This window comes from Alteromonas sp. ABH4_452 (assembly GCF_056311825.1).
Map to the genome: position 1 here is coordinate 952,648 of NZ_CM149973.1, position 19,853 is coordinate 972,500.

General features: G+C 42.4%; 16 protein-coding genes. 13 read left to right on the top strand and 3 right to left on the bottom strand.

Annotated elements, in window-relative coordinates:
• The first annotated feature begins 7 nt into the window (after positions 1 to 7).
• The 8 genes from ACYX4N_RS04145 (at position 8) to ACYX4N_RS04180 (ending at position 9,510) form a co-directional block, all read left to right on the top strand.
• A complete protein-coding gene (locus tag ACYX4N_RS04145) occupies positions 8 to 2,179 on the top strand; it encodes a glycosyltransferase family protein (protein ID WP_476055696.1) in 2,172 nt (723 codons plus the stop codon).
• Between the two features lie 6 nt (positions 2,180 to 2,185).
• Entirely contained in the window at positions 2,186 to 2,992 is an 807-nt protein-coding gene (locus ACYX4N_RS04150) for a sulfotransferase family 2 domain-containing protein (RefSeq protein WP_476055697.1), read from the top strand.
• A 3-nt stretch (positions 2,993 to 2,995) separates the two neighbouring features.
• On the top strand, positions 2,996 to 3,874 hold the full coding sequence (rfbA, locus tag ACYX4N_RS04155; protein ID WP_476056415.1) for a glucose-1-phosphate thymidylyltransferase RfbA: 879 nt from the start codon (positions 2,996 to 2,998) through the stop codon (positions 3,872 to 3,874).
• Positions 3,875 to 3,900: 26 nt separating this feature from the next.
• Positions 3,901 to 4,446: a dTDP-4-dehydrorhamnose 3,5-epimerase gene (gene rfbC, locus ACYX4N_RS04160; RefSeq protein ID WP_476055698.1), complete on the top strand. Its 546-nt coding sequence runs from the start codon at positions 3,901 to 3,903 to the stop codon at positions 4,444 to 4,446.
• Positions 4,447 to 4,469: 23 nt separating this feature from the next.
• Positions 4,470 to 5,339, top strand: coding sequence for a dTDP-4-dehydrorhamnose reductase (gene rfbD, locus ACYX4N_RS04165; RefSeq protein WP_476055699.1), 870 nt, complete (start codon positions 4,470 to 4,472; stop codon positions 5,337 to 5,339).
• A 35-nt stretch (positions 5,340 to 5,374) separates the two neighbouring features.
• Positions 5,375 to 6,457: a dTDP-glucose 4,6-dehydratase gene (gene rfbB / locus ACYX4N_RS04170; protein ID WP_476055700.1), complete on the top strand. Its 1,083-nt coding sequence runs from the start codon at positions 5,375 to 5,377 to the stop codon at positions 6,455 to 6,457.
• A gap of 103 nt (positions 6,458 to 6,560) precedes the next feature.
• Entirely contained in the window at positions 6,561 to 8,279 is a 1,719-nt protein-coding gene (locus tag ACYX4N_RS04175; protein ID WP_476055701.1) for a glycosyltransferase family 2 protein, read from the top strand.
• Between the two features lie 43 nt (positions 8,280 to 8,322).
• Positions 8,323 to 9,510: a nucleotide sugar dehydrogenase gene (locus ACYX4N_RS04180; RefSeq protein ID WP_474804501.1), complete on the top strand. Its 1,188-nt coding sequence runs from the start codon at positions 8,323 to 8,325 to the stop codon at positions 9,508 to 9,510.
• Between the two features lie 104 nt (positions 9,511 to 9,614).
• On the opposite strand, the gene ACYX4N_RS04185 is transcribed toward ACYX4N_RS04180, so the two are convergent.
• Complete coding sequence (locus ACYX4N_RS04185; protein WP_476055702.1) at positions 9,615 to 11,021, bottom strand: mannose-1-phosphate guanylyltransferase/mannose-6-phosphate isomerase; 1,407 nt, start codon at positions 11,019 to 11,021, stop codon at positions 9,615 to 9,617.
• A 374-nt stretch (positions 11,022 to 11,395) separates the two neighbouring features.
• Between ACYX4N_RS04185 and ACYX4N_RS04190 the strand changes: the two genes are divergently transcribed.
• Both ACYX4N_RS04190 and ACYX4N_RS04195 read left to right on the top strand, forming a co-directional pair.
• Entirely contained in the window at positions 11,396 to 12,052 is a 657-nt protein-coding gene (locus ACYX4N_RS04190) for a YkgJ family cysteine cluster protein (protein ID WP_476055703.1), read from the top strand.
• Positions 12,053 to 12,218: 166 nt separating this feature from the next.
• Positions 12,219 to 12,947: a transposase gene (locus tag ACYX4N_RS04195; protein ID WP_476055704.1), complete on the top strand. Its 729-nt coding sequence runs from the start codon at positions 12,219 to 12,221 to the stop codon at positions 12,945 to 12,947.
• On the opposite strand, the gene ACYX4N_RS04200 is transcribed toward ACYX4N_RS04195, so the two are convergent.
• Positions 12,913 to 13,803: a LysR family transcriptional regulator gene (locus ACYX4N_RS04200; protein ID WP_476055705.1), complete on the bottom strand. Its 891-nt coding sequence runs from the start codon at positions 13,801 to 13,803 to the stop codon at positions 12,913 to 12,915. The genes ACYX4N_RS04195 and ACYX4N_RS04200 overlap by 35 nt on opposite strands.
• 202 nt (positions 13,804 to 14,005) lie before the next feature.
• Between ACYX4N_RS04200 and ACYX4N_RS04205 the strand changes: the two genes are divergently transcribed.
• From ACYX4N_RS04205 to ACYX4N_RS04215, 3 genes are read left to right on the top strand one after another with little or no spacing between them, the layout of a single operon-like run.
• A complete protein-coding gene (locus tag ACYX4N_RS04205) occupies positions 14,006 to 15,751 on the top strand; it encodes an ABC transporter transmembrane domain-containing protein (RefSeq protein WP_476055706.1) in 1,746 nt (581 codons plus the stop codon).
• Positions 15,752 to 16,804 carry an HlyD family secretion protein gene (locus ACYX4N_RS04210; RefSeq protein ID WP_476055707.1) on the top strand — a complete coding sequence of 351 codons (1,053 nt, stop codon included), beginning with the start codon at positions 15,752 to 15,754 and terminating at the stop codon, positions 16,802 to 16,804.
• Positions 16,798 to 18,252 carry a TolC family protein gene (locus ACYX4N_RS04215; protein ID WP_476055708.1) on the top strand — a complete coding sequence of 485 codons (1,455 nt, stop codon included), beginning with the start codon at positions 16,798 to 16,800 and terminating at the stop codon, positions 18,250 to 18,252. Before ACYX4N_RS04210 ends, ACYX4N_RS04215 begins: the two co-directional genes overlap by 7 nt.
• A gap of 193 nt (positions 18,253 to 18,445) precedes the next feature.
• Here ACYX4N_RS04215 and ACYX4N_RS04220 read toward each other — a convergent pair whose 3' ends face one another.
• Positions 18,446 to 19,258 carry a hypothetical protein gene (locus tag ACYX4N_RS04220; protein WP_474804523.1) on the bottom strand — a complete coding sequence of 271 codons (813 nt, stop codon included), beginning with the start codon at positions 19,256 to 19,258 and terminating at the stop codon, positions 18,446 to 18,448.
• Positions 19,259 to 19,853 lie beyond the last annotated feature (595 nt).

Sequence of the window (19,853 nt, forward strand, 5' to 3'; positions counted from 1 at the left end):
GTAAGCTGTGCAACACAAAGTTATTTTTTTGCTAAATCTATTGCAAGATGTGAATATTCTCCGTCCTTTAATAAATTTAGCTGCAAAGATAGAAGGTTCATATCCAACTATTATTCAAAGTAGAGCTTTTTCTTTAAAAGATACAAGTAATAATTGGCAAAGAGAGCTCAGAAGTATTGCGCTAGAGGCCGGTGCCACAACTTTTCAGGTAGATGACGAAACTGAAGCTCTTGAATTGATGAAAGATAGCGCGGGTATAGTTTTTGCGGCGAGCGAATCAAACTTACCGCCCCACAAATTCACTCATAATATTTTCAGAATGCTGAGTGACAACTATATTAGCGTGACCTTACAGCATGGATTTGAATGTGTAGGGTTTAAGCAAAGTGCTCAACATGACCTTTCTTACGGTTCTAATGTCTTCTGGGCTGCAGATGTAGTTTGCTCGTGGGTTGGCACAGAAAATTTATCGTCTTTATCAGCTTTACAAAGTCAAAAAATATTACCGTTTGGGCCAACTTTTCTCTTAAATACACCCCCTCCTTCAGCCTCAAAAACTGAAGTAATAGGTTTGATATGCGAAAACTTGCACTCCGTAAGAATGTCTGCCTCAGGCGATTTGAAGAATGATTTCATGGATACATTTGAAACATTTTGTGCATCTCTAGCGAGGCAGAAAAAGAAGGTTACGTTACGTCCTCACCCTGGTGGTCAATATGTTCTCAAAAATAACGTAAAATTGCCAAAGAATGTGATTATAAATAATGAACCAATATACAAGGTTGATTTGAGTTCTTTTACTTTTGGAGTCTCTGCACCGTCTTCTATTCTTATTGATATGCTTTACGCAAAAATACCTGTTGCGGTTTGGGTCGATGAACAAGGGATTATGGATCATTCAAATTACAAAGGTTTGGAGACTATCTCTAATCCCCAAGAATTAGAGCTATTCGCTCAAAGAGCTGAGAAAAATCCAGAATACTTTCTTCAAAAACAAGAAATATTTCTCCAAAATAGTGGGCTTATCCTTGATAGGGCGAGTGCCGCGAAGAAATTTTCAAAGTTAATTTCAAACTCTCTGAAGGGAGGTGATATAAGAGAAGAGACTACAGCGGAAAAGGTTCTGTTTGTAGCAAATGATATGATCCCCACGCTTCAGTTGAGCTTTGTCAAGCCTTTGGGGCCGCTTGTAGAATCCGAAAATATTTTGTGCGAATATTTTACTGAGAAAGAGTTAAAAGACGAATTTGGCGGACTCGTTAGGTCAGCAGTAGCTCAAAATTATGTGATAACACGTTTAGAGAAGTTTCGCCCTAGTAAAATTGTATTCTGTCGTTACAGTGGTCCTCATGCGGTTGCCATAAGGCTATGGGCTTTGCAAAAAAAGGTGCCTGTTATATTTCACATTGACGATGATTTGCTTAATGTGCCTCTATCATTAGGAAGGGCGAAATTCGAACAACATAATTCTCCTAATCGCGTTAAGACAGTACGTTATTTACTGGATCATTCTGATCTTGTTTACTGCTCTACTAAGCCTCTCTTGGAGAGATTCAAAGCACAATTTGTAGAGAACAATATGGTTAGTGGGGAGATTTATTGCTCTGCTGAGGTTGCGGTGCCAGCTTATAAGCGTGAAGTCAGAAAACTAGGATACATGGGATTTGACCATTCTCATGATCTCGATACGGTTTTAGATGTAATCGTTCAGTTACTCGAAGAGTACCCAGAAACGACGTTTTCGATGTTTGGTACCATACCCAAGCCAAAAAAACTTGAACCTTTTGGTGACCGGATCATAATGATTGAGCCGGTTAGGGACTACAAACTTTTCCTCGAGACGTTTGCTAAACTAAGTTGGGATGTTGGAATTTGTCCTCTTGTTGTTGATGAATTTAACAAGGTTAAAGCAAATACGAAGTGGGTCGAATATACTTCAATTGGAGCTGCTGTTGTTGCGACAAAAAATACGGTCTATGACTCTTGTGGAGCTGATGGGTGCGCAATTTTAGCGGAGACTAATGAAGAGTGGTATGAAGGGTTAAAAAGATTGATTGAGAGTCCTTCTATACACTTTGAACAGCTAAGGAAAGCCCAGCACAAATTAAAAAATGACTACAATGTAGAGCGGTTAACTAACCAAGTTTTATCAATATTTCAATCTTTAAAGGTTGGTTGATTGTCTATGAACAAATTATTTCACGCGGCGCAAGCCAATTGTGCTCTCTCTGATAATAGTGAGCACATTTTTGCAGCAAACCATGCTTTAAACGTCTATAGCTCAAACGCGATATATAGCTACATTCCTAAAAATGCATGTTCTACGATGAGACTCAGTTTAGCTTTATCAAATGGAGTGATTACTGACGTGGATTCACAACACAGTTGGATTCATCAAAATAATGCTACATTTGTTGCAAACTTACGAGAATTGGTAACAGCGAACTATACCTTTATAGTACTAAGATGCCCATATCGCAGAATAGCTAGTACTTTCTTAGACAAATTTGTATCTCTGACAAATCTATCTGTAAGATTTGTAGAAAGTCAGTATACCGATTTCAACATACTAGATATGAACTTCGTTAAGTTTCTTAAAAACGTAAAGCGTCAACTTGATAAAAATAGGGACCATCACTGGCGAACTCAACGTGCATTTTGGCTATATGATGAATATAGTGATGTATTTTGTGTCGAGAGCTTTGATGCAGCAGTAAAAACATTGCGTGACAAATCTATATTGGACGTGGTCGATGCCCGTTTATATACAATGCATTCAGTGCAAGACTTTCAAACTACACATAATGAGGTTTTTTCTCGAACAAGCATAAGAGTATTAAATGCGATGAAGAGGAAGAATAGCTTACCCAGCTATGAAAATATGTACTGCGATGAAGCTAAAGAACTTGTTGCAGATATTTATAGAGAAGATTTAGAAATTTATGAAAAGTATTTCAGCGAAGAGAATTTATTATTCAAAAAAGGAGCGTAGATGATGAGAAAAGGAATAATTCTAGCGGGTGGGTCAGGCACTCGCCTTCATCCACTAACGAAAGTGGTTAGTAAACAGTTAATGCCAGTTTACGACAAACCCATGATTTATTACCCACTAACAACACTTATGATGTCGGGTATTCGGGACGTTCTGATTATCACCACTCCAGAAGAACAGCAGCGCTTTATTGACCTTATTGGCGATGGTTCGTCTTTAGGCATGAACATTCAATATGCGGTTCAACCATCACCTGATGGTCTAGCTCAAGCATTTTTAATTGGCGAAGACTTCATTGGCAACGACAGCTGCTCATTGGTACTAGGTGATAATATCTACTATGGTCACGACCTGAAAATATCGTTACAAAATGCATTCAAACAAGAGCATGGCGCTACGGTATTTGGCTATCATGTGCACGACCCAGAGCGTTATGGTGTTGTTGACTTCGACGAAAACTGGAATGCACTTTCAATTGAAGAAAAGCCAGCTAAACCTAAATCGAATTATGCTGTGACTGGCCTTTATTACTACGACAACCGTGTAGTAGATTTTGCAAAAGAAGTAAAGCCTTCTCCACGTGGCGAACTTGAAATCACTGACTTGAATAATTTATATCTTCAAGATGGTTCGCTTAAAGTGGAGCTTATGGGACGTGGTTCTGCTTGGCTAGATACAGGAACGCTTGATTCATTACTTGATGCAGCAAACTTCGTTGCTGCTATTGAAAAACGCCAAGGCTTAAAAGTATGTTGCCCAGAAGAAGTTGCATTCCGTATGGGATATATCGATGCTGAACAATTAGAAAAGCTAGCTGCGCCACTTAAAAAGAGCGGCTATGGTGATTACTTATTGAAAGTAATTCACGACCGCGTTAAATAAATACAAAGAAACGGATATATTTTTTTATGCAAGCAATTAGCACAGCCATCCCTGACGTTAAAATCATTGAACCAAAAGTATTTGGTGACGAGCGTGGTTTTTTCTTAGAAACCTTTCGTACTGACTGGTTTAAGAAAGAGTGCGCGGATGTAGACTTCGTTCAGGATAACCACTCGAAATCTAGCCAAGGTATTCTTCGTGGCCTTCATTATCAGATGGAGCAAACCCAAGGTAAATTAGTACGCGTAGTTAGCGGCGAGGTTTACGATGTAGCAGTTGATATGCGTAAAGACTCACCTACTTATGGAAAGTGGGTTGGCGTTACATTATCTGCAGAAAATAAGCGTCAGCTTTGGGTTCCAGCGGGTTTTGCTCATGGTTTTTACGTAACCAGCGAATCGGCTGAGTTCGTGTATAAATGCACAGACTACTATCATCCGGAGTCTGAAGTATCGGTAAAATATGACGACCCAACGTTGAATATTGACTGGCCTCTGGTGAATGGAGAAAAACCTTCGCTATCTGGGAAAGATGAAGCTGGGGTGGCATTTGTAGACGCACCTACATTTTAATTGTCATTGGGTACTAGCGATAAATGAATATTGTAATAATAGGTAAGTCTGGGCAGCTGGCATTTGAGCTTTCACGAGAGCTAGAAAATAGCGAGCATCAGGTCACGTTTTTAGGGCGCGATGATATTGATATTACTAGCTCTTCTGATATTGAAGAGAAACTAATGCCCTTAAAAGCCGATGTTTTAATAAATGCATCGGCATATACTGCGGTAGATAAAGCGGAAGAAGATACCGACGCGTGCAAGGCTATTAATACGTTTGCTGTGAAGAACTTAGCAAACTTCTGCAAAGATAACGGCGCCTTCATGGTGCATGTGTCTACCGACTATGTATTTAACGGCCACAAAGGTTCACCTTATTTAACGGATGATCCTATCGAGCCGCAAGGTGCTTACGGTAAGTCAAAAGCTGAAGGCGAAAAAGCGCTGCTTGAAATACTGCCAGATGCTAGCTGTCTAATTCGTACTGCTTGGGTTTACTCGTCGCATGGCAATAACTTTGTGAAAACCATGCTTCGCTTAATGGCAGATAAACCCCAGTTGGGCGTAATTGATGACCAAGTTGGTACGCCTACGTGGGCAAAAGGTCTAGCTGAAGCTTGTGTTTCTGCCGCTGAAGATAAAACAGCCGGTGTTTATCACTGGACCGATGAAGGTGTGGCAAGCTGGTACGATTTTGCGTTAGCTATACAAGAACTTGGTATTGATAAAGGTTTACTTAATAAGGCTATTCCGGTTTTACCTATTCCGTCAAGTCAGTACCCAACACCTGCAAAACGTCCTCACTATAGTGTGCTTGATAAACAAACAGCGCGTGAAGCATTTGCTTCGTGCAAGCCTACTCACTGGCGTCAGCAGTTAGCTAGCATGCTAGATGAATTGAAAGCCTAAATGGCAAGAACAGAATTATTTTTGGTAAAAAGAAAATGAGTAAAACGATTTTAGTAACAGGTGGCGCGGGCTTTATTGGCTCTGCGGTAGTTCGCCATCTTATAAACGACACTGACCATACAGTGGTTAATTTAGATAAGCTGACCTACGCGGGTAACTTAGAGTCATTAACTTCGGTTTCAAGCAGCGACCGCTATAGCTTTGAACAAGTTGATATTTGTGATGCTGAAGAAGTAAAGCGTGTTTTCAATACGCACCAGCCAGATATTATTATGCACCTTGCGGCAGAGTCTCACGTAGACCGTTCAATTGACGGGCCAGGTGAGTTTATTCAAACCAACGTTGTAGGCACATACACTTTGCTTGAGCAAGCAAGAGCGTATTGGTCAGCACTTGAAGGCGATAAAAAAGCAGGGTTTAAGTTCCATCATATTTCTACTGACGAAGTATACGGCGACCTTCCTCACCCAGATGAAGTTGAGCCAGAAACGGAGCTTCCACTGTTTACGGAAACTACTCCGTATGCACCAAGTTCACCTTATTCAGCAAGTAAAGCAAGCTCTGATCAGCTAGTGCGTTCGTGGCTTCGCACATACAAGTTGCCAACGCTTGTAACTAACTGCTCTAACAATTACGGCCCTTACCACTTCCCAGAAAAGCTTATTCCATTAGTTATTCTAAATGCACTAGCTGGTAAGCCGCTGCCTGTATATGGCAAAGGTAACCAAATACGTGATTGGTTGTATGTGGAAGACCATGCCCGCGCATTGGTAGTGGTTGCGCTTAATGGTGAAATCGGTGAAACCTACAACATTGGTGGCCACAACGAAAAGCAGAATATTGAAGTAGTGCAAACTATCTGTTCAATTTTGGATGAAGTTAAGCCAAAAGATAGTAAATACGCTGAGCAGATTACTTACGTTCAAGACCGCCCAGGGCACGATATGCGTTATGCAATTGATGCTAGCAAAATTGAGCGCGAGCTTGGATGGAAGCCGCAAGAAACGTTTGAAAGCGGTATTCGTAAAACTGTTGAGTGGTATTTAGCGAACGAAGGTTGGTGGAAAGCGGTTCTTGATGGTAGTTACCAAGGTGAGCGTTTAGGTACTGGAAGCTAATACCTATCACTATAAATCGTGATATGATAGAAAAGCCGCAAAATTGCGGCTTTTTTGTTTTTTAGTGTTGTTAGATATCGCTGTTAGGGATTGAGTTAGCTGTATGAAGAAATTGGCCATGTTAACCGTTAAAGGCGCTGTTGGTTTAGTACCAAAGGCGGTTAGAAACAAGCTGAAAAGCAACCATAAACTTACCGAGTTTTACAGCCGCTCTTTACAGCGTTCGGGGTTGTTTTATGGTTTCCCTTCTGAAAAAAAACGTATGGCTTTGTATAGTGCTTACCTCAAACAACAGACGCAATACTTCCAAGAGCTGGCTTCTATTGACAAAAATGCTCTCGAAATTCACGTGCTTATCTTTGGTGCAAAAAATCTATCTTTAACGTTGGGTTCGCTTAACCAAGCAGGCGTAAAACATGAACGCATCTGTGTGGTGTGTGAAAATAGTGTTGGCGAATCGGTTCGGTGTACCTCAACAGTTTCTGAAGCGGTGGATGATTTATCAGAATCGACGAGGCTTCTACTTTTAAATAGCGGAGATACGATAACTATAGAGTCTTTTGAAACGTTTCTAAAATGCGACAATGGCGGCGATATTGTTTACTGTGATACCGATAAGATTGACGCCAAGGCTCGAAGAGTCTCCCCTCATTTTTTGCCAGATTGGAATCCGGACTTACAGTTCTCTACAGGTTATGTGTTTACGGGCGTAATGTGTAAAGCGGCTTTGGTGAAACGGAATGGGGTAAGATCTTCGACAATTGCAGGTATCGTTTCAGAACTATGGATAAAGCTACCGCACTCATCAGTCGAACATATACCTTATACACTTATTCATCGCTCACCTAATAAAAAGATTACGCTTGAGGCTCTGGCAGATATAAGAACGGTTGTAGAATCCTTTACTTCTGCAACGCCGTCTTATAACGAAGAGCTCGCTGTAAATACTATTCAATGGCCTGTTGAATCTGAGCCTTTAGTCTCTATTATTATTCCTACCAAAAATGGCAAGGCGCTTGTTAAGGCCTGTATAGAGTCAATATTAGAAAAAACCGTTTATCAAAATTATGAAATATTACTCATCGATAATGGATCTGATGAAAAAGAAAGTCTCGACTATTTTGCTAAGTTAGAGAAGCACTCCAAAATTCGTGTTCTTCGTTATCCCGGAGAATTCAATTATTCAGCAATCAACAATTTTGGCGTACAACATGCTTGTAAAACTAGTTCGATAATAGGGCTTATCAATAATGATATTGAAGTAATAAACCCTCATTGGCTATCAAACATGGTAGGGCATGCGGCACGGGACGATATTGGATGCGTTGGGGCTAAACTGTTGTACTCTGATGGCAGAATACAGCATGCTGGTGTTGTACTCGGGTACGGTGGTGGTGCAGGTCATGCACATAAATATTTCCCGAGGTATCACCCTGGGTATATGAAGCGTTTAATTGCAACGCAGAATTATTCTGCAATTACGGCGGCTTGTTTGTTAGTGAAGAAATCATTGTTTGTAGAAGTTAACGGATTGAATGAAAAAGATCTAACCGTCGCCTTCAATGACGTAGACTTTTGCCTGCGAGTCAGAGAGACCGGTGTACGAAATGTTTACTGCGCTGAGGCCGAACTCTATCATCATGAATCGGTGAGTAGAGGGTTAGACCACGCGCCGGAAAAAGCAGCAAGATTTAATCGCGAACTAGAATTTTTAAAAAAACAGTGGGGCAAGTATATACAGCATGACCCCGCGTATAGCCCAAACCTTACACTTATGCGTGAGAACTTTTCCATCAAATCGAAAGAAGAGTTTTCTGGTTAGAAATAGCTTTAAAATAATTTGAAAGTTGGAACTTGTTAGAAAAATGGAATCAACAATGAGCAAATACAAAATAGCAGTAGCTGGTACCGGGTACGTAGGCTTATCGAACGCTGTGTTGTTAGCACAACACAATGAAGTGAAAGCGGTCGACCTAGTACCAGAAAAAGTCGAGATGCTTAACAATAAAAAGTCTCCAATTGAAGACAAAGAGATCTCTGAGTATTTAGCGACGAAAGAGCTTAATCTTGAAGCTACGTTAGACGCACAAGTCGCTTATAAAGATGCTGACTATGTTGTAATAGCAACACCAACAGATTACGACCCGCAAACTAACTACTTCAATACAGGTAGTGTAGAGGCGGTTATCAAAACGGTAATGGAAATTAACCCTAATGCCGTGATGATTGTAAAATCGACCGTGCCGGTAGGATTTACCAAAGACGCAAAAGCCCGTTTTGGTTCTGACAATATTATCTTTTCGCCAGAGTTCTTGCGTGAAGGCAAAGCGCTTTACGATAACCTTTATCCTAGCCGTATTATCGTAGGCGAGCGTAGTGAGCGTGCAGAAGTCTTTGCTAAATTACTTCAGCAAGGCGCAATTAAGGAAGATATTAACGTGTTGTTTACCGACAGCACCGAAGCAGAAGCTATCAAGCTCTTTGCTAACACTTACTTAGCAATGCGCGTCGCTTACTTTAACGAATTAGATAGCTATGCAGAACGTAATGGTCTTGATACTAAGCAAATCATTGAAGGTGTCGGTTTAGACCCGCGTATCGGTAATCACTATAACAACCCTAGCTTTGGTTACGGTGGTTACTGCTTACCAAAAGATACTAAGCAGTTACTGGCTAACTACAGTGAAGTGCCGAATAACATGATTCAGGCCATTGTAGATGCTAACCGCACCCGTAAAGATTTTATTGCTGATTCAATAGTAAGCCGCGGGCCAAAAATTGTAGGCATCTATCGCCTTATCATGAAATCTGGTTCTGATAACTTCCGCGCAAGTGCTATCCAAGGCATCATGAAGCGTATTAAAGCGAAAGGTATTGAAGTTGTAGTTTACGAACCAGTACTTAAAGAAGCAGATTTCTTTAATTCACGCGTAGTAAACGACTTAGAAGAGTTTAAGAAAATCTCTGACGTAATCGTAGCAAACCGTGTAACGGGCGATATCGAAGACGTACTAGATAAAGTATACAGCCGCGACTTGTTCAACGCCGACTAACCCTAAACTGTGGGGTCAGAGTCAGGACTCTGACCCCACGATTGCCAAAAGGCCAGGATACAAACCTGGCCTTTTAGTTTCAGCAAGCTCATATCAAGCCACGATCATTTATCAGATCGCCCATACCTATCAGAAAAACGAACAATGTCGTCTTCCCCAAGATAAGCGCCTGACTGTACTTCGATTAGTTCTAGTGGAATCTTTCCTGGGTTTCCCAAGGCGTGAACCGCACCAATAGGAATGTAGATCGACTCGTTTTCTGTTAGCATTTGCGTTTCATCACCAATGGTCACATTAGCAGTGCCAGAAACTACCACCCAGTGTTCAGCTCTATGGTGATGCATTTGTACAGATAGCTTTTCGCCTGGCTTCACGGTTATGCGTTTAACTTTAAATCGCCCGCCATTGTCGATTGAATCGTAACTTCCCCAAGGCCTAAACACTTCGCGGTGGAATTCAAACTCGGGGCGTTTTTCAGCTTTCAGTTTGTTTACCACTGTTTTGATATGTTCGGCATCTTTCTTATTGGCCACCATAACAGCGTCTTTGGTTTCAACAACCACAACATCTTCCAAGCCAATAACTGCCACTAAACTATGTTCTGCATTTACGTAGCTGTTTTTGGTACCTTCTAATAGCGTATCGCCAGTAGTTACATTGCCGTTTTCATCTTTGTCACCTGTTTCCCACAGGGATGACCAACTACCTACGTCTGACCATCCCGCATCTAATGTTACCATTGCAGCTTCTGTTGTTTTTTCCATCACCGCGTAGTCAATAGAGTCGCTAGGGCATGAAGCAAAGGATTCTTCATCTATGCGCACAAAGTCGAGATCTTTTTCGGTTTTCTCAATTGCTTTTTTACAGGTTTCGTAAATCTCGGGGGCGTGGGCTTCAAGCGCTTTTAAGAAGGCACTAGCCTTAAACATGAACATACCGCTATTCCAGAAGTATTCCCCTGAGTTAACGTATTCGGTTGCGGTAGGCATATCAGGTTTTTCAACAAATTCACTTACATCGAAGCCAATATTTAGTTTATCCCCAGCTTTAATATATCCGTAGCCCGTATGAGGTTGGGTAGGAACAATGCCGAATGTCACTAACTTACCTTGTTCAGCTAAAGCCTGGGCTTCCTTTATCTTCGACTGAAATGTATCGCTATCTTGAATCAAGTGATCAGCTGCCAATACCAAAAGGACGGGGTCGTCGCCACCTTCCATAGCTTGAAATGCTGCCAGTGCGATAGCTGGCGCTGTATTTCTTCCTACAGGCTCTAACAGTATATCGCTGTCATCGACACTGATTTGACGCATCTGCTCAGCAACTAGAAAGCGATGTTCCTCGTTACAGATAATAGAAGGCGGTAGAGACTCTATTCCATCAAGTCGTAGCACAGTGTCTTGAATCATAGTTTTGTCAGATGTAAGTGACAGAAACTGTTTGGGTAGAGCCGCGCGAGATTTTGGCCACAAGCGGCTTCCCGTTCCGCCCGCTAAAATGACTGGCTTCATTAGCGTTCCTTGATTTTTTGGTATATGTATTCTTGGCTCAGTATACTAAGTTATTTCGATATTTAAACGAATAAAGGCTGCTTTGGTGCAGTTCGAATCATTACATATTTTTCTCACAAAAAACTTCCCAAACCTCAAAATTCGAAATAAAATCCGCGCCAATTCAACCCCTGCCATTAAGCCTTAAGCTTAATCACACTTGGCGGGGAAGAAGCATGCTTTAAATTGTGGGGTCAGAGTCGTGACTCTGACCCCACTGCTAACTGCTTATAAGTTATCAAAGCTTACAAGCAGTAAAGTGAGTTCATGCTACCTACCATATACCGCAGCGTGAACTTCGTTTCGTTTAGTTTGCTTTTATTAGCGGAGTCGTTATGAATAGGCTGCGTGAGCTTTCCAGCCAAGTGATGGATGTTTACCAATCTCTTTCTCAAGAATTCAGCGCATATCAATCAAGTCAGTCATTAAACTGTGTTGAGAAATGCGGCGCATGTTGCAATAAACCCGACATTGAAGTGTCGCCTTTAGAAATGCTGCCATATGCACTGCATCTGTTTGATAGTGGCCAAGCCGAACAAGTATTCGATGAGCTTCAAAGCTATAGCGGTTTTGCATGCAAGCAATATCAACGCTTGAGTTTAGACGGTACAGAAGGCTACTGCGGAATTTACGAATACCGCCCCGGGATTTGCCGTATGTTCGGCGCGGCAGGCTATAAAACCAAATCTGGCGAAGCCACGCTTTCGGTATGCAAACCAATAAAGCAAGCCGTACCTGAAAAATATGCGGCCGCGCTAATTTCTATACAGCCGGCATGGGATCAGAGTCACGACTCTGACCCCATGTCTACCATGTCTATATCAAGCAGCAAACCACCAATGATTGCTGAAGGTAGGCAAAGGCTGGCGCAACTGGACTACGAGTTAGGCGATAAGCTTATGCCTATAAACGATGCGCTATGCTACACATTAGAAAAAATACTTACGCTAAGTTTCTATTCACAAAATATAGATGATGGCGTTGCAGCGTAACATGCAGTAAGCATGGGGTCAGGGTCATGACTCTGACCCCCAAGTGCTTCACTAATTCCAAAAACTTCGTTGCTGAACTTTGAGCCTGAATTTCAAGGTACAGGATTGTACTCCGCAAAAGTCCACTTATCATCGATAAATAATAACGACTAGTCGGAGCGAGAGTATGGCAAGAAGGAGAAGGATTTCCCCAGCAGGTTTCCCTGTACATGTTATTCAACGCGGCAATAATCGTTCTAATTGCTTTCTAAGTGAAACGGACTTTATTGCTTACGTAAAATGGCTCAATGTCTACGCGAAGAGGTTTAATATACACATACATGCCTGGGTATTGATGACAAATCACGTTCATTTACTTTGCACACCTCAAGAAGACAATAGGGGGGTGAGTGCAATGATGCAGTCAATCGGTCGAATGTATGTAAGGAGGTTTAATGCAAAATATGAGCGTACCGGAACATTATGGGAAGGACGTTTTCGTTCCTGTATAGTGGATTCAGAGAAATACCTAATGACGGTGTCACGCTACATAGAGCTCAACCCAGTAAGAGCTGGCCTGGCGAAACACCCAGCTAATTATAAGTGGTCAAGCTATCATCGCAATGCACGTGGGGTTCACACCTCATTATGCACTGAGCACCCAATATACACATCATTAGGCGCAGATCCTGAAGCGCGGCAAAAGTCTTACAGCGCACTTTTTCATGACGAACTTTCAAATAAAGATATAGAGCTTATTCGAACATACAGTCAAATAGGTAAGGCGCTTGGCTCAGAACAGTTTAAAACGCGACTATATGAAGCATTGGGGTCAGAGTCCCGGACTCTGACCCTTAACTCTGACCCCATAACTCAAAGCTTTACGCTAAAATTCCACGTGCCGCTTCCACAATAGCCTCACTAATCGTATAGTCGGCACGGCTTTTACCGGTAATGGCGTAGTATCTTTCGTTAAGCGTATTGGCGATACCTATGCAATGCACCCCGTACTGTTCTTCTACATGTTTTGATATAGCTGAAGGGGCACAGAATACGCCAAAGTCCTCGCTGCCGAATAACTTCAGCAGTGCAGTATCATCGAATTCGGCCACAATTTTCGGGTAAAGCTGTTCGGTTTCAAGCCAGCTTGTAAGTGCTTGGCGTATTCCCGAAGTGTTACCTTGTATAAGCAACGGCATTTGGTTTAAACAGTCAGGAAACTGTAGCCCTTCATTTAGGGGCGACTTAGCAAAAAAGCTTAAAGAGCTTTCTCCTAGAAAGTAGCTGTTAGCGCTAATTTGTGTACCGGGCGCTATGCCTCTGTCAGCAACAATAAAGTCGATGGCATTTATAGCCAGCTCTTTAAGCAAACCATCGAAACTATCTTCTTTAATCACGTATTTCACGTTGGCGTGTTCGCGCATGGTATCGTGCACAAAATCGTAAAAAAGCACTTTTGGAATACCATTTGTAATACCTATTACGAATTCCTTCGTATTCACTTCATCGCTATTGTTAAGTATTTCAGCCAGTTGGTTACCCTTGTGAAATATTTCGCTGGCATACTGATAACTTACTTTGCCCCGTGCGTTTAGGTACAGCCGCTTGTTTATTCTGTCGAATAGTGAATAGCCAAGCTGACTTTCAAACGTACTGAGTTGCCCGCTTACCGTTTGCGGAGTAACGTGGAGTAACTTAGCGGCTTTAGCAATGCTACCTTCGCGGGCAACCAGATAAAAATAATATAAGTGATGGTAGTTTAGGTGATGCATACTTTAGCGGCCTGTTAAACGATTAGAGAAAAGTACTCTGACCCCATTATTCGTAAACACAATTATTTTCGATGAAGTATTAAGAATATAACAGATTTAATCTGACTAACCATTGCAATACACTATAAGTGTTGTTGCATATGCTATTTATAACAACGCATAACTAACTTTTCTGAGCTAGCGGTATATTGAAGACATAACTATGGCTAAAACAATAAACTTACGTAAAACGCGAAAAACACTGTTTTCGTTATTGAAACCAGAGGCTGGCTTTTTTTGGGTAGCAATCGCTTATGGCGTTGCAATTAGTTTGATGACACTAGCAGTACCTATTGCTGTACAAACGCTAATTAACAGTATTGCCAATATTGGCTCAACCCGTGCGGTTATCATCCTTGCCGTTATTTTGTTTCTTACCTTGTTTATATCAGGTGTGTTCAGCGCACTTCGTATGCGCGTGATGGAATTTTATGAGCGCAAGGTTTACGCGCGTCTTACCGCAGATTTAGGGCTTAAAACTATTCTTGCTCCGCATAGCTTTTTCGAAGGTCGTCAGAACGTAAGCATTACGCAGCGTTACTTCGATATTATGACGTTTCAAAAGAACATGCCTTCGCTGATGATCGACGGCTTTGCTCTGGTACTGCAGATGCTGGTGGGTTTCACACTTGTCTCGTTTTATCATCCTGCGCTTTTTGCGTTTAACGTAGTACTTCTACTTACTATGTATGCCGTATGGAAGATTTGGGGACGGGGCGCTAAACGCACGGCCATCGAACTTTCTCACGCTAAGTATGATTCCGCTAAGTGGCTGCACGACATTGCTATTGCACACGAGTTTTTCAAATCGGCGGATCACGTGGAATATGCCGGTCGCAGTACCGAAGGCTATATCAGTAACTATGTGAAAAAGCACAAAAGCCACTTCAATTACACTTTCGCGCAAGTGGTAATGTTCCTATTAATGTATGCGGTGGCAAGTGCATCGCTACTTGGTATTGGCGGTGTGCTTGTTGTGCAAGGCGAACTGTCTATTGGTCAGCTAGTCGCGGCCGAGCTGGTGATGTCTGCCGTATTCTTTGGTTTATCCCGCTTTACTCAGTACTTAAAGCTTTATTATGAATTATACGGTGCGGCTGAAAAACTAGGTGGTGCTTTAGCTATGCCTCAGGAAGAGCTTAATGCTTCAGAGCATATTCCCACATCGTCTAAGTTGGTGTTTAACAATGTAGAGCTTAAACATGGCAATGATACCTGCCATTTAAACGTTGTGTTCGAGCCAGGTACTAAGTATTTCGTGACTACTGACAAAAGCTGGGTTCAAAAGCAACTGTTGGGGCTAGTAAAGCAATATGACCGAGTGAAGTCAGGCGATATATTATTAGGTGAGTTTAGCCTAAACGATTATGACACCCATGAGTTAAGGCAGGCGGTAACTATTTTGGATCGCTCTTTAATTATTGAAGTGTCTATCGAGCGATACTTGAAACTGGCTCATCCCGACGCGAGCATTGCCGATATTCGCGCAGCCCTTGAAGAAGTTGAGATGACCAAGGTTATCGATAGCTTACCGGAAGGTCTGCAGACCAAAGTGTCGGTATTAGGTGCGCCTTTACAGCCGCTAGAATTCTTACTGCTTAAGCTGGCTGCTGCTATCGTAGGCAAACCTAAGCTTCTTGTGTTAAACCAGCACTTTGATGCCATACCGGTCGATTTAAGAGCGAGACTACTAAGACGCTTAAGCAAGTACGATTTCACCGTAATGTACTTTACCAATATGCCAATACCGGACTGTTTTGAAGGTGTTTTGCATTTACACGATAATGCAACGGCTATGTTGAACACATATAGCGCTAGCGAATCGCCAGTCAGTGGTGAGCATGAAAGTACTATTGCTAATAATGGACAAAGTAAAAACTTACAGAGAAATGATAAGGAGGGTGAGTAAGTGAATAACGCAGAACGTCGCTTTTTAGACAACATTACATCATTACCCTCTTTAAAAGTGCCCAAGCTCCATCGCGTCATCACAGGCGTGATCATTTTCTTGGTACTGGCTGCCGGATTGATACTGTACTTTACTCCTTGGATCCAAACCGCCTATGGTACAGGTATGGTCGACTCCCTCGATCCGAAAGACAGAACTCAGCCTATTAACGCTCTTGTCGATGGACAGGTTAAAAAATGGCATGTGAGAGAAGGTCAGCAAGTTAAAGCGGGCGAGCCTATTGTTACGCTTATTGATATTGATGCTCAGCGTCTTGAAAAGCTTCAGTCGCAGCTTTCTGCAGCCAACCTGAAGAACCAAGCTAACGAAACGGCGGTGAGAAATGCCGAAAATAACTTGGCGCGCCAAAAGTCACTGCAGGAACAAGGCTTGGTGTCTCGTAAAGAAGTTGAGCAAGCCGAAATCAAAGTACAAGAGTTAAGGGCAAAAGCCGCAGCGTCTGTATCTGAAATAAACGAAGTAAGTATGACGCTATCTCGTCAATCTACCCAAACCAAGTTTGCGCCGGTAGATGGTACCGTGGTGCGTTTACTGTCGGGTGGTGTGTCTACTTTTGTGAAATCTGGCGATATATTGGGTCAGTTTATTCCTGCCGATGCCAAGCGTAGTGTTCGTGTAACGGTAAGAGGATTAGATGCTCCATTAGTAAAGCCTGGAGCAAAAGCGCGATTGCAGTTCGAAGGTTGGCCTGTTTTCCAGTTTAGCGGGTGGCCAGGAAGCGCAATAGGGACCTTTGGCGGTGAAGTGGTATACGTAGAGCCAGTGGCAAATGCCACAGGCGATTTTAACGTTTGGATAAAGCCCGACGAGTCAGACATCCCATGGCCAGCTGAAAGCTCTGCCCGCTTAGGAAGCCGTGTAAAAGCATGGGTGCTGCTAGAGGAAGTACGATTAGGTTATGAAATGTGGAGACAGTTAAATAACTTCCCGCCATTACCTACACAGCAGTCATCAACAGGTGGATCGAAAGGCTCAGGAGCATCGATATGGTAATGCGCAGGTTGTTTTTTACTGCAATTGCATTAGCTACATATATAGGTGGAAGTGTCCCTGGTTCATTCGCGCAGACACAAAATACGAATCAGGTGCAAACTCAACAGGGTAGGCAGGCACCAACCATCGAAGCGTTAGTCGATAGCATGGTGAACTATCATCCTTATGTACAGGCAATTAACGAAGGAAACTATCAAGCAGCCGCTGAACTTGAGATTGCAAGGAGCAGCTTCGACCCCTTTATTGAACAGAAAACGAAAAGCCGAGTGTCAGGTTATTACGATGGGACCAACCTCACTCAGCGTTTCACCAACCCAATTGAAGATTTTAACGCGTCTGTATTTGGTGAGTATCGAATTGCCGCAGGTGACTTTCCTAGCTATGAAGGGTATTACGATACGCTTTCTGCCGGTGAGGCCAGTGTAGGCGTCGCCATGTCGCTTTTGCAAAACAGAGAGATAGATAAACGCAGGACTGAATTGCGCAACGCAGGGCTAGCTACTTCTCAGTGGCAGGCACTGGCGAAAAGCCTCATTAACGACTTTGTATATAAAGGGGTGAGTGAGTACATCGCGTGGTACGAGAGTGCGTTACAAATTCAAGCTGTTACCGAATTACTTAATACGGCGTCTGAACGTGAAAAAGCCCTGGTTACTCGGGTGGAGAAGGGCGACCTAGCCAGTATTGTGCTTACCGAATTTAAAGCCAACTTACTTCAACAGCGCTTAACATTAGCCGAGCTTAAACAAAAGCGCGACATGCACGCGCAAATGCTGTCTTTTTACTGGCGTTCACCAACCGGTGACATGTTGGCAATTAACAGTGACCAGCCACCTACCGATTTAAGTTGGCCTTTTTGGATTGGCAACAGCCAGTTGGTGACGCTTCGCAATGCGCTTCGAAGTCACCCAGAATTAGATGTAATGAAGTTAGAACAGCAGGTGGTAGAAAACAAAGTTGCCCTGGCTGACAACGCGCTACTCCCCAAGCTTGACCTTACAGCCTCTATCGCCAGAGATGTGGGGGCAGGCTCTGAAACATTGGAAGGCACAGAAACCAAAGTGGGCTTATCGTTTTCATATCCACTGGGCAACAGAAAAGCAAAAGCAGAGCGCGCACAATTACAGTCTAAGCAAAGAGAGCTTTCACACAAACTCACTTCAACACAGCAAGCTATTGTACAACGCTTCGAACAAGCGCTAATTTACTGGGCGCAAGCAAAGGATATTGTGTCGCTTCAAAGTGAAAATGCTGCGTTAGCGAAAACTTTGTCGAAGGTAGAGAAAACGCGATTCGATGCAGGAGATAGCGATATGTTCGTATTAAATGCGCGAGCGCAAAATGAGATTAAAGCCAGGATCAAAGAGATCAAAGCCAAGGTCGACTTATTAAAATCGGAGCTTATGCTATACAAAGAAGCAGCGATGCTGCATTCCCTCGACAATTAGCTTTTGTAGAATCCAGTCATCGCAATTGCAATGTAGGCGATGTGCAAGTGCTGACAAGATTATAAGTACGGGCTGCTTTTATTTACGACACACCTTACTGCAATTGAAGTTATCTACAAAGCCATAAACGAAAACGGCGTATTGATTTACTCAATACGCCGTTTCAGTTAAGCACTGTTTATGAACTGGAAGACTAATTGTTTAGCGCACTATTTACGTCGTCTTCACTTAGACCCGCCGACATAGCGTATTCTTTTAACTTATCATCAGACACACCAGCATGTTGAGCGGTGTTCAAAATACGCATCACTTGTTCACGCTGCTGCGCTGATTCTCGTACTGCTGTTTCGACTACTGTTTCCGCTTCGTTAGGAAACACTGCCAAAAGTGCATCTACTACATATTCACCCACAAAAGGTACGGCGTTTAACGCACTTGTCATTATATCGACAATCTTGTTTGGGTGTTCCTGAGACAATGTCTGCACTATGCTGTCAGCAGCATCAGGTTGCGTTAATACGGCAACGCGTACAATCTCATCTAATTCTTCAGGTGTAGAAACCGCAGCAGCTTGCACAACGAAATCGACATAAGTCGGTTCTGCCTTAATAGCTAACTGCACGATGTTAGGGCAGCTACTCACTTCTTTCTCTATAGCAAGCTGAACAATTTCTTCGGTAGAAGAAGGCTGTGCTGATATGGCAGCGAAAATAATCTCACGATATTTGTCAGGGTAGGTATCTAGCGCAATATCTACGATAGACACGATTTCCTGAGGATAGTGACCTGCTATAGAGCTTATAGCTCTACCTACAGACATGGTTTGGTCAACTTGACGTTTTAGAAAGGCTGTTTGAAAGCGATTAGACTCATCAACGGATTTTTCTACACTCGCTGAAGTGGATGGCTGAATCACTTCATCAGAAGAAGTGTCTTGTGCCATTGCCACATAACTAACTTGAGAAGCTAGTATTGCCGCTGATAGCAATGTAAGAGTTCGTAACATAAACCCACCTTTATAATTATTGCGTAGTCAATTTATGACACCACCAGTATTAATACATTTATAAAGAACGCAAAGCGTGCATCGTTTACGCTTATATACATTCTTATACGTATTCCTTTACGCTGGCTTCAATATCAGTAACTAATACTAAGCACTTTTATAATAACGGCAGGATCAAATACTACTTTAAGAACTACTACTTTATAGGATCTGAATATCCATCCTATTAGTAATTAGTCCATATTGTCTACTAATTATCACATTTGAATGAAAAATAGACGGTTAGTTCAGTTTTTTCATCTTTTTTAAAATAAGTGTTGACGTGAGCGCTCATTTCCCTAAAATGCGCATCCGCTTCGGGGGAAAAGCAAAACAGCAACCCTCCTAAAGTAAGTCTCTACTACCTGTATAGGCCAGTAAAGACGGGAGTTTAGAAGAAACGCTTCAGAAAATAAATTTTCAAAAAGTGTTGACAACGAAAACTTCCAGCGTATAATGCGCACCTCACTCGAACAGGGTGAGTCATTAAGAAGCAACGGCTTCTAGTGAATTGCGATGAAGTCGCAACGTTCTTTAACAATTTAGACAAGACAAT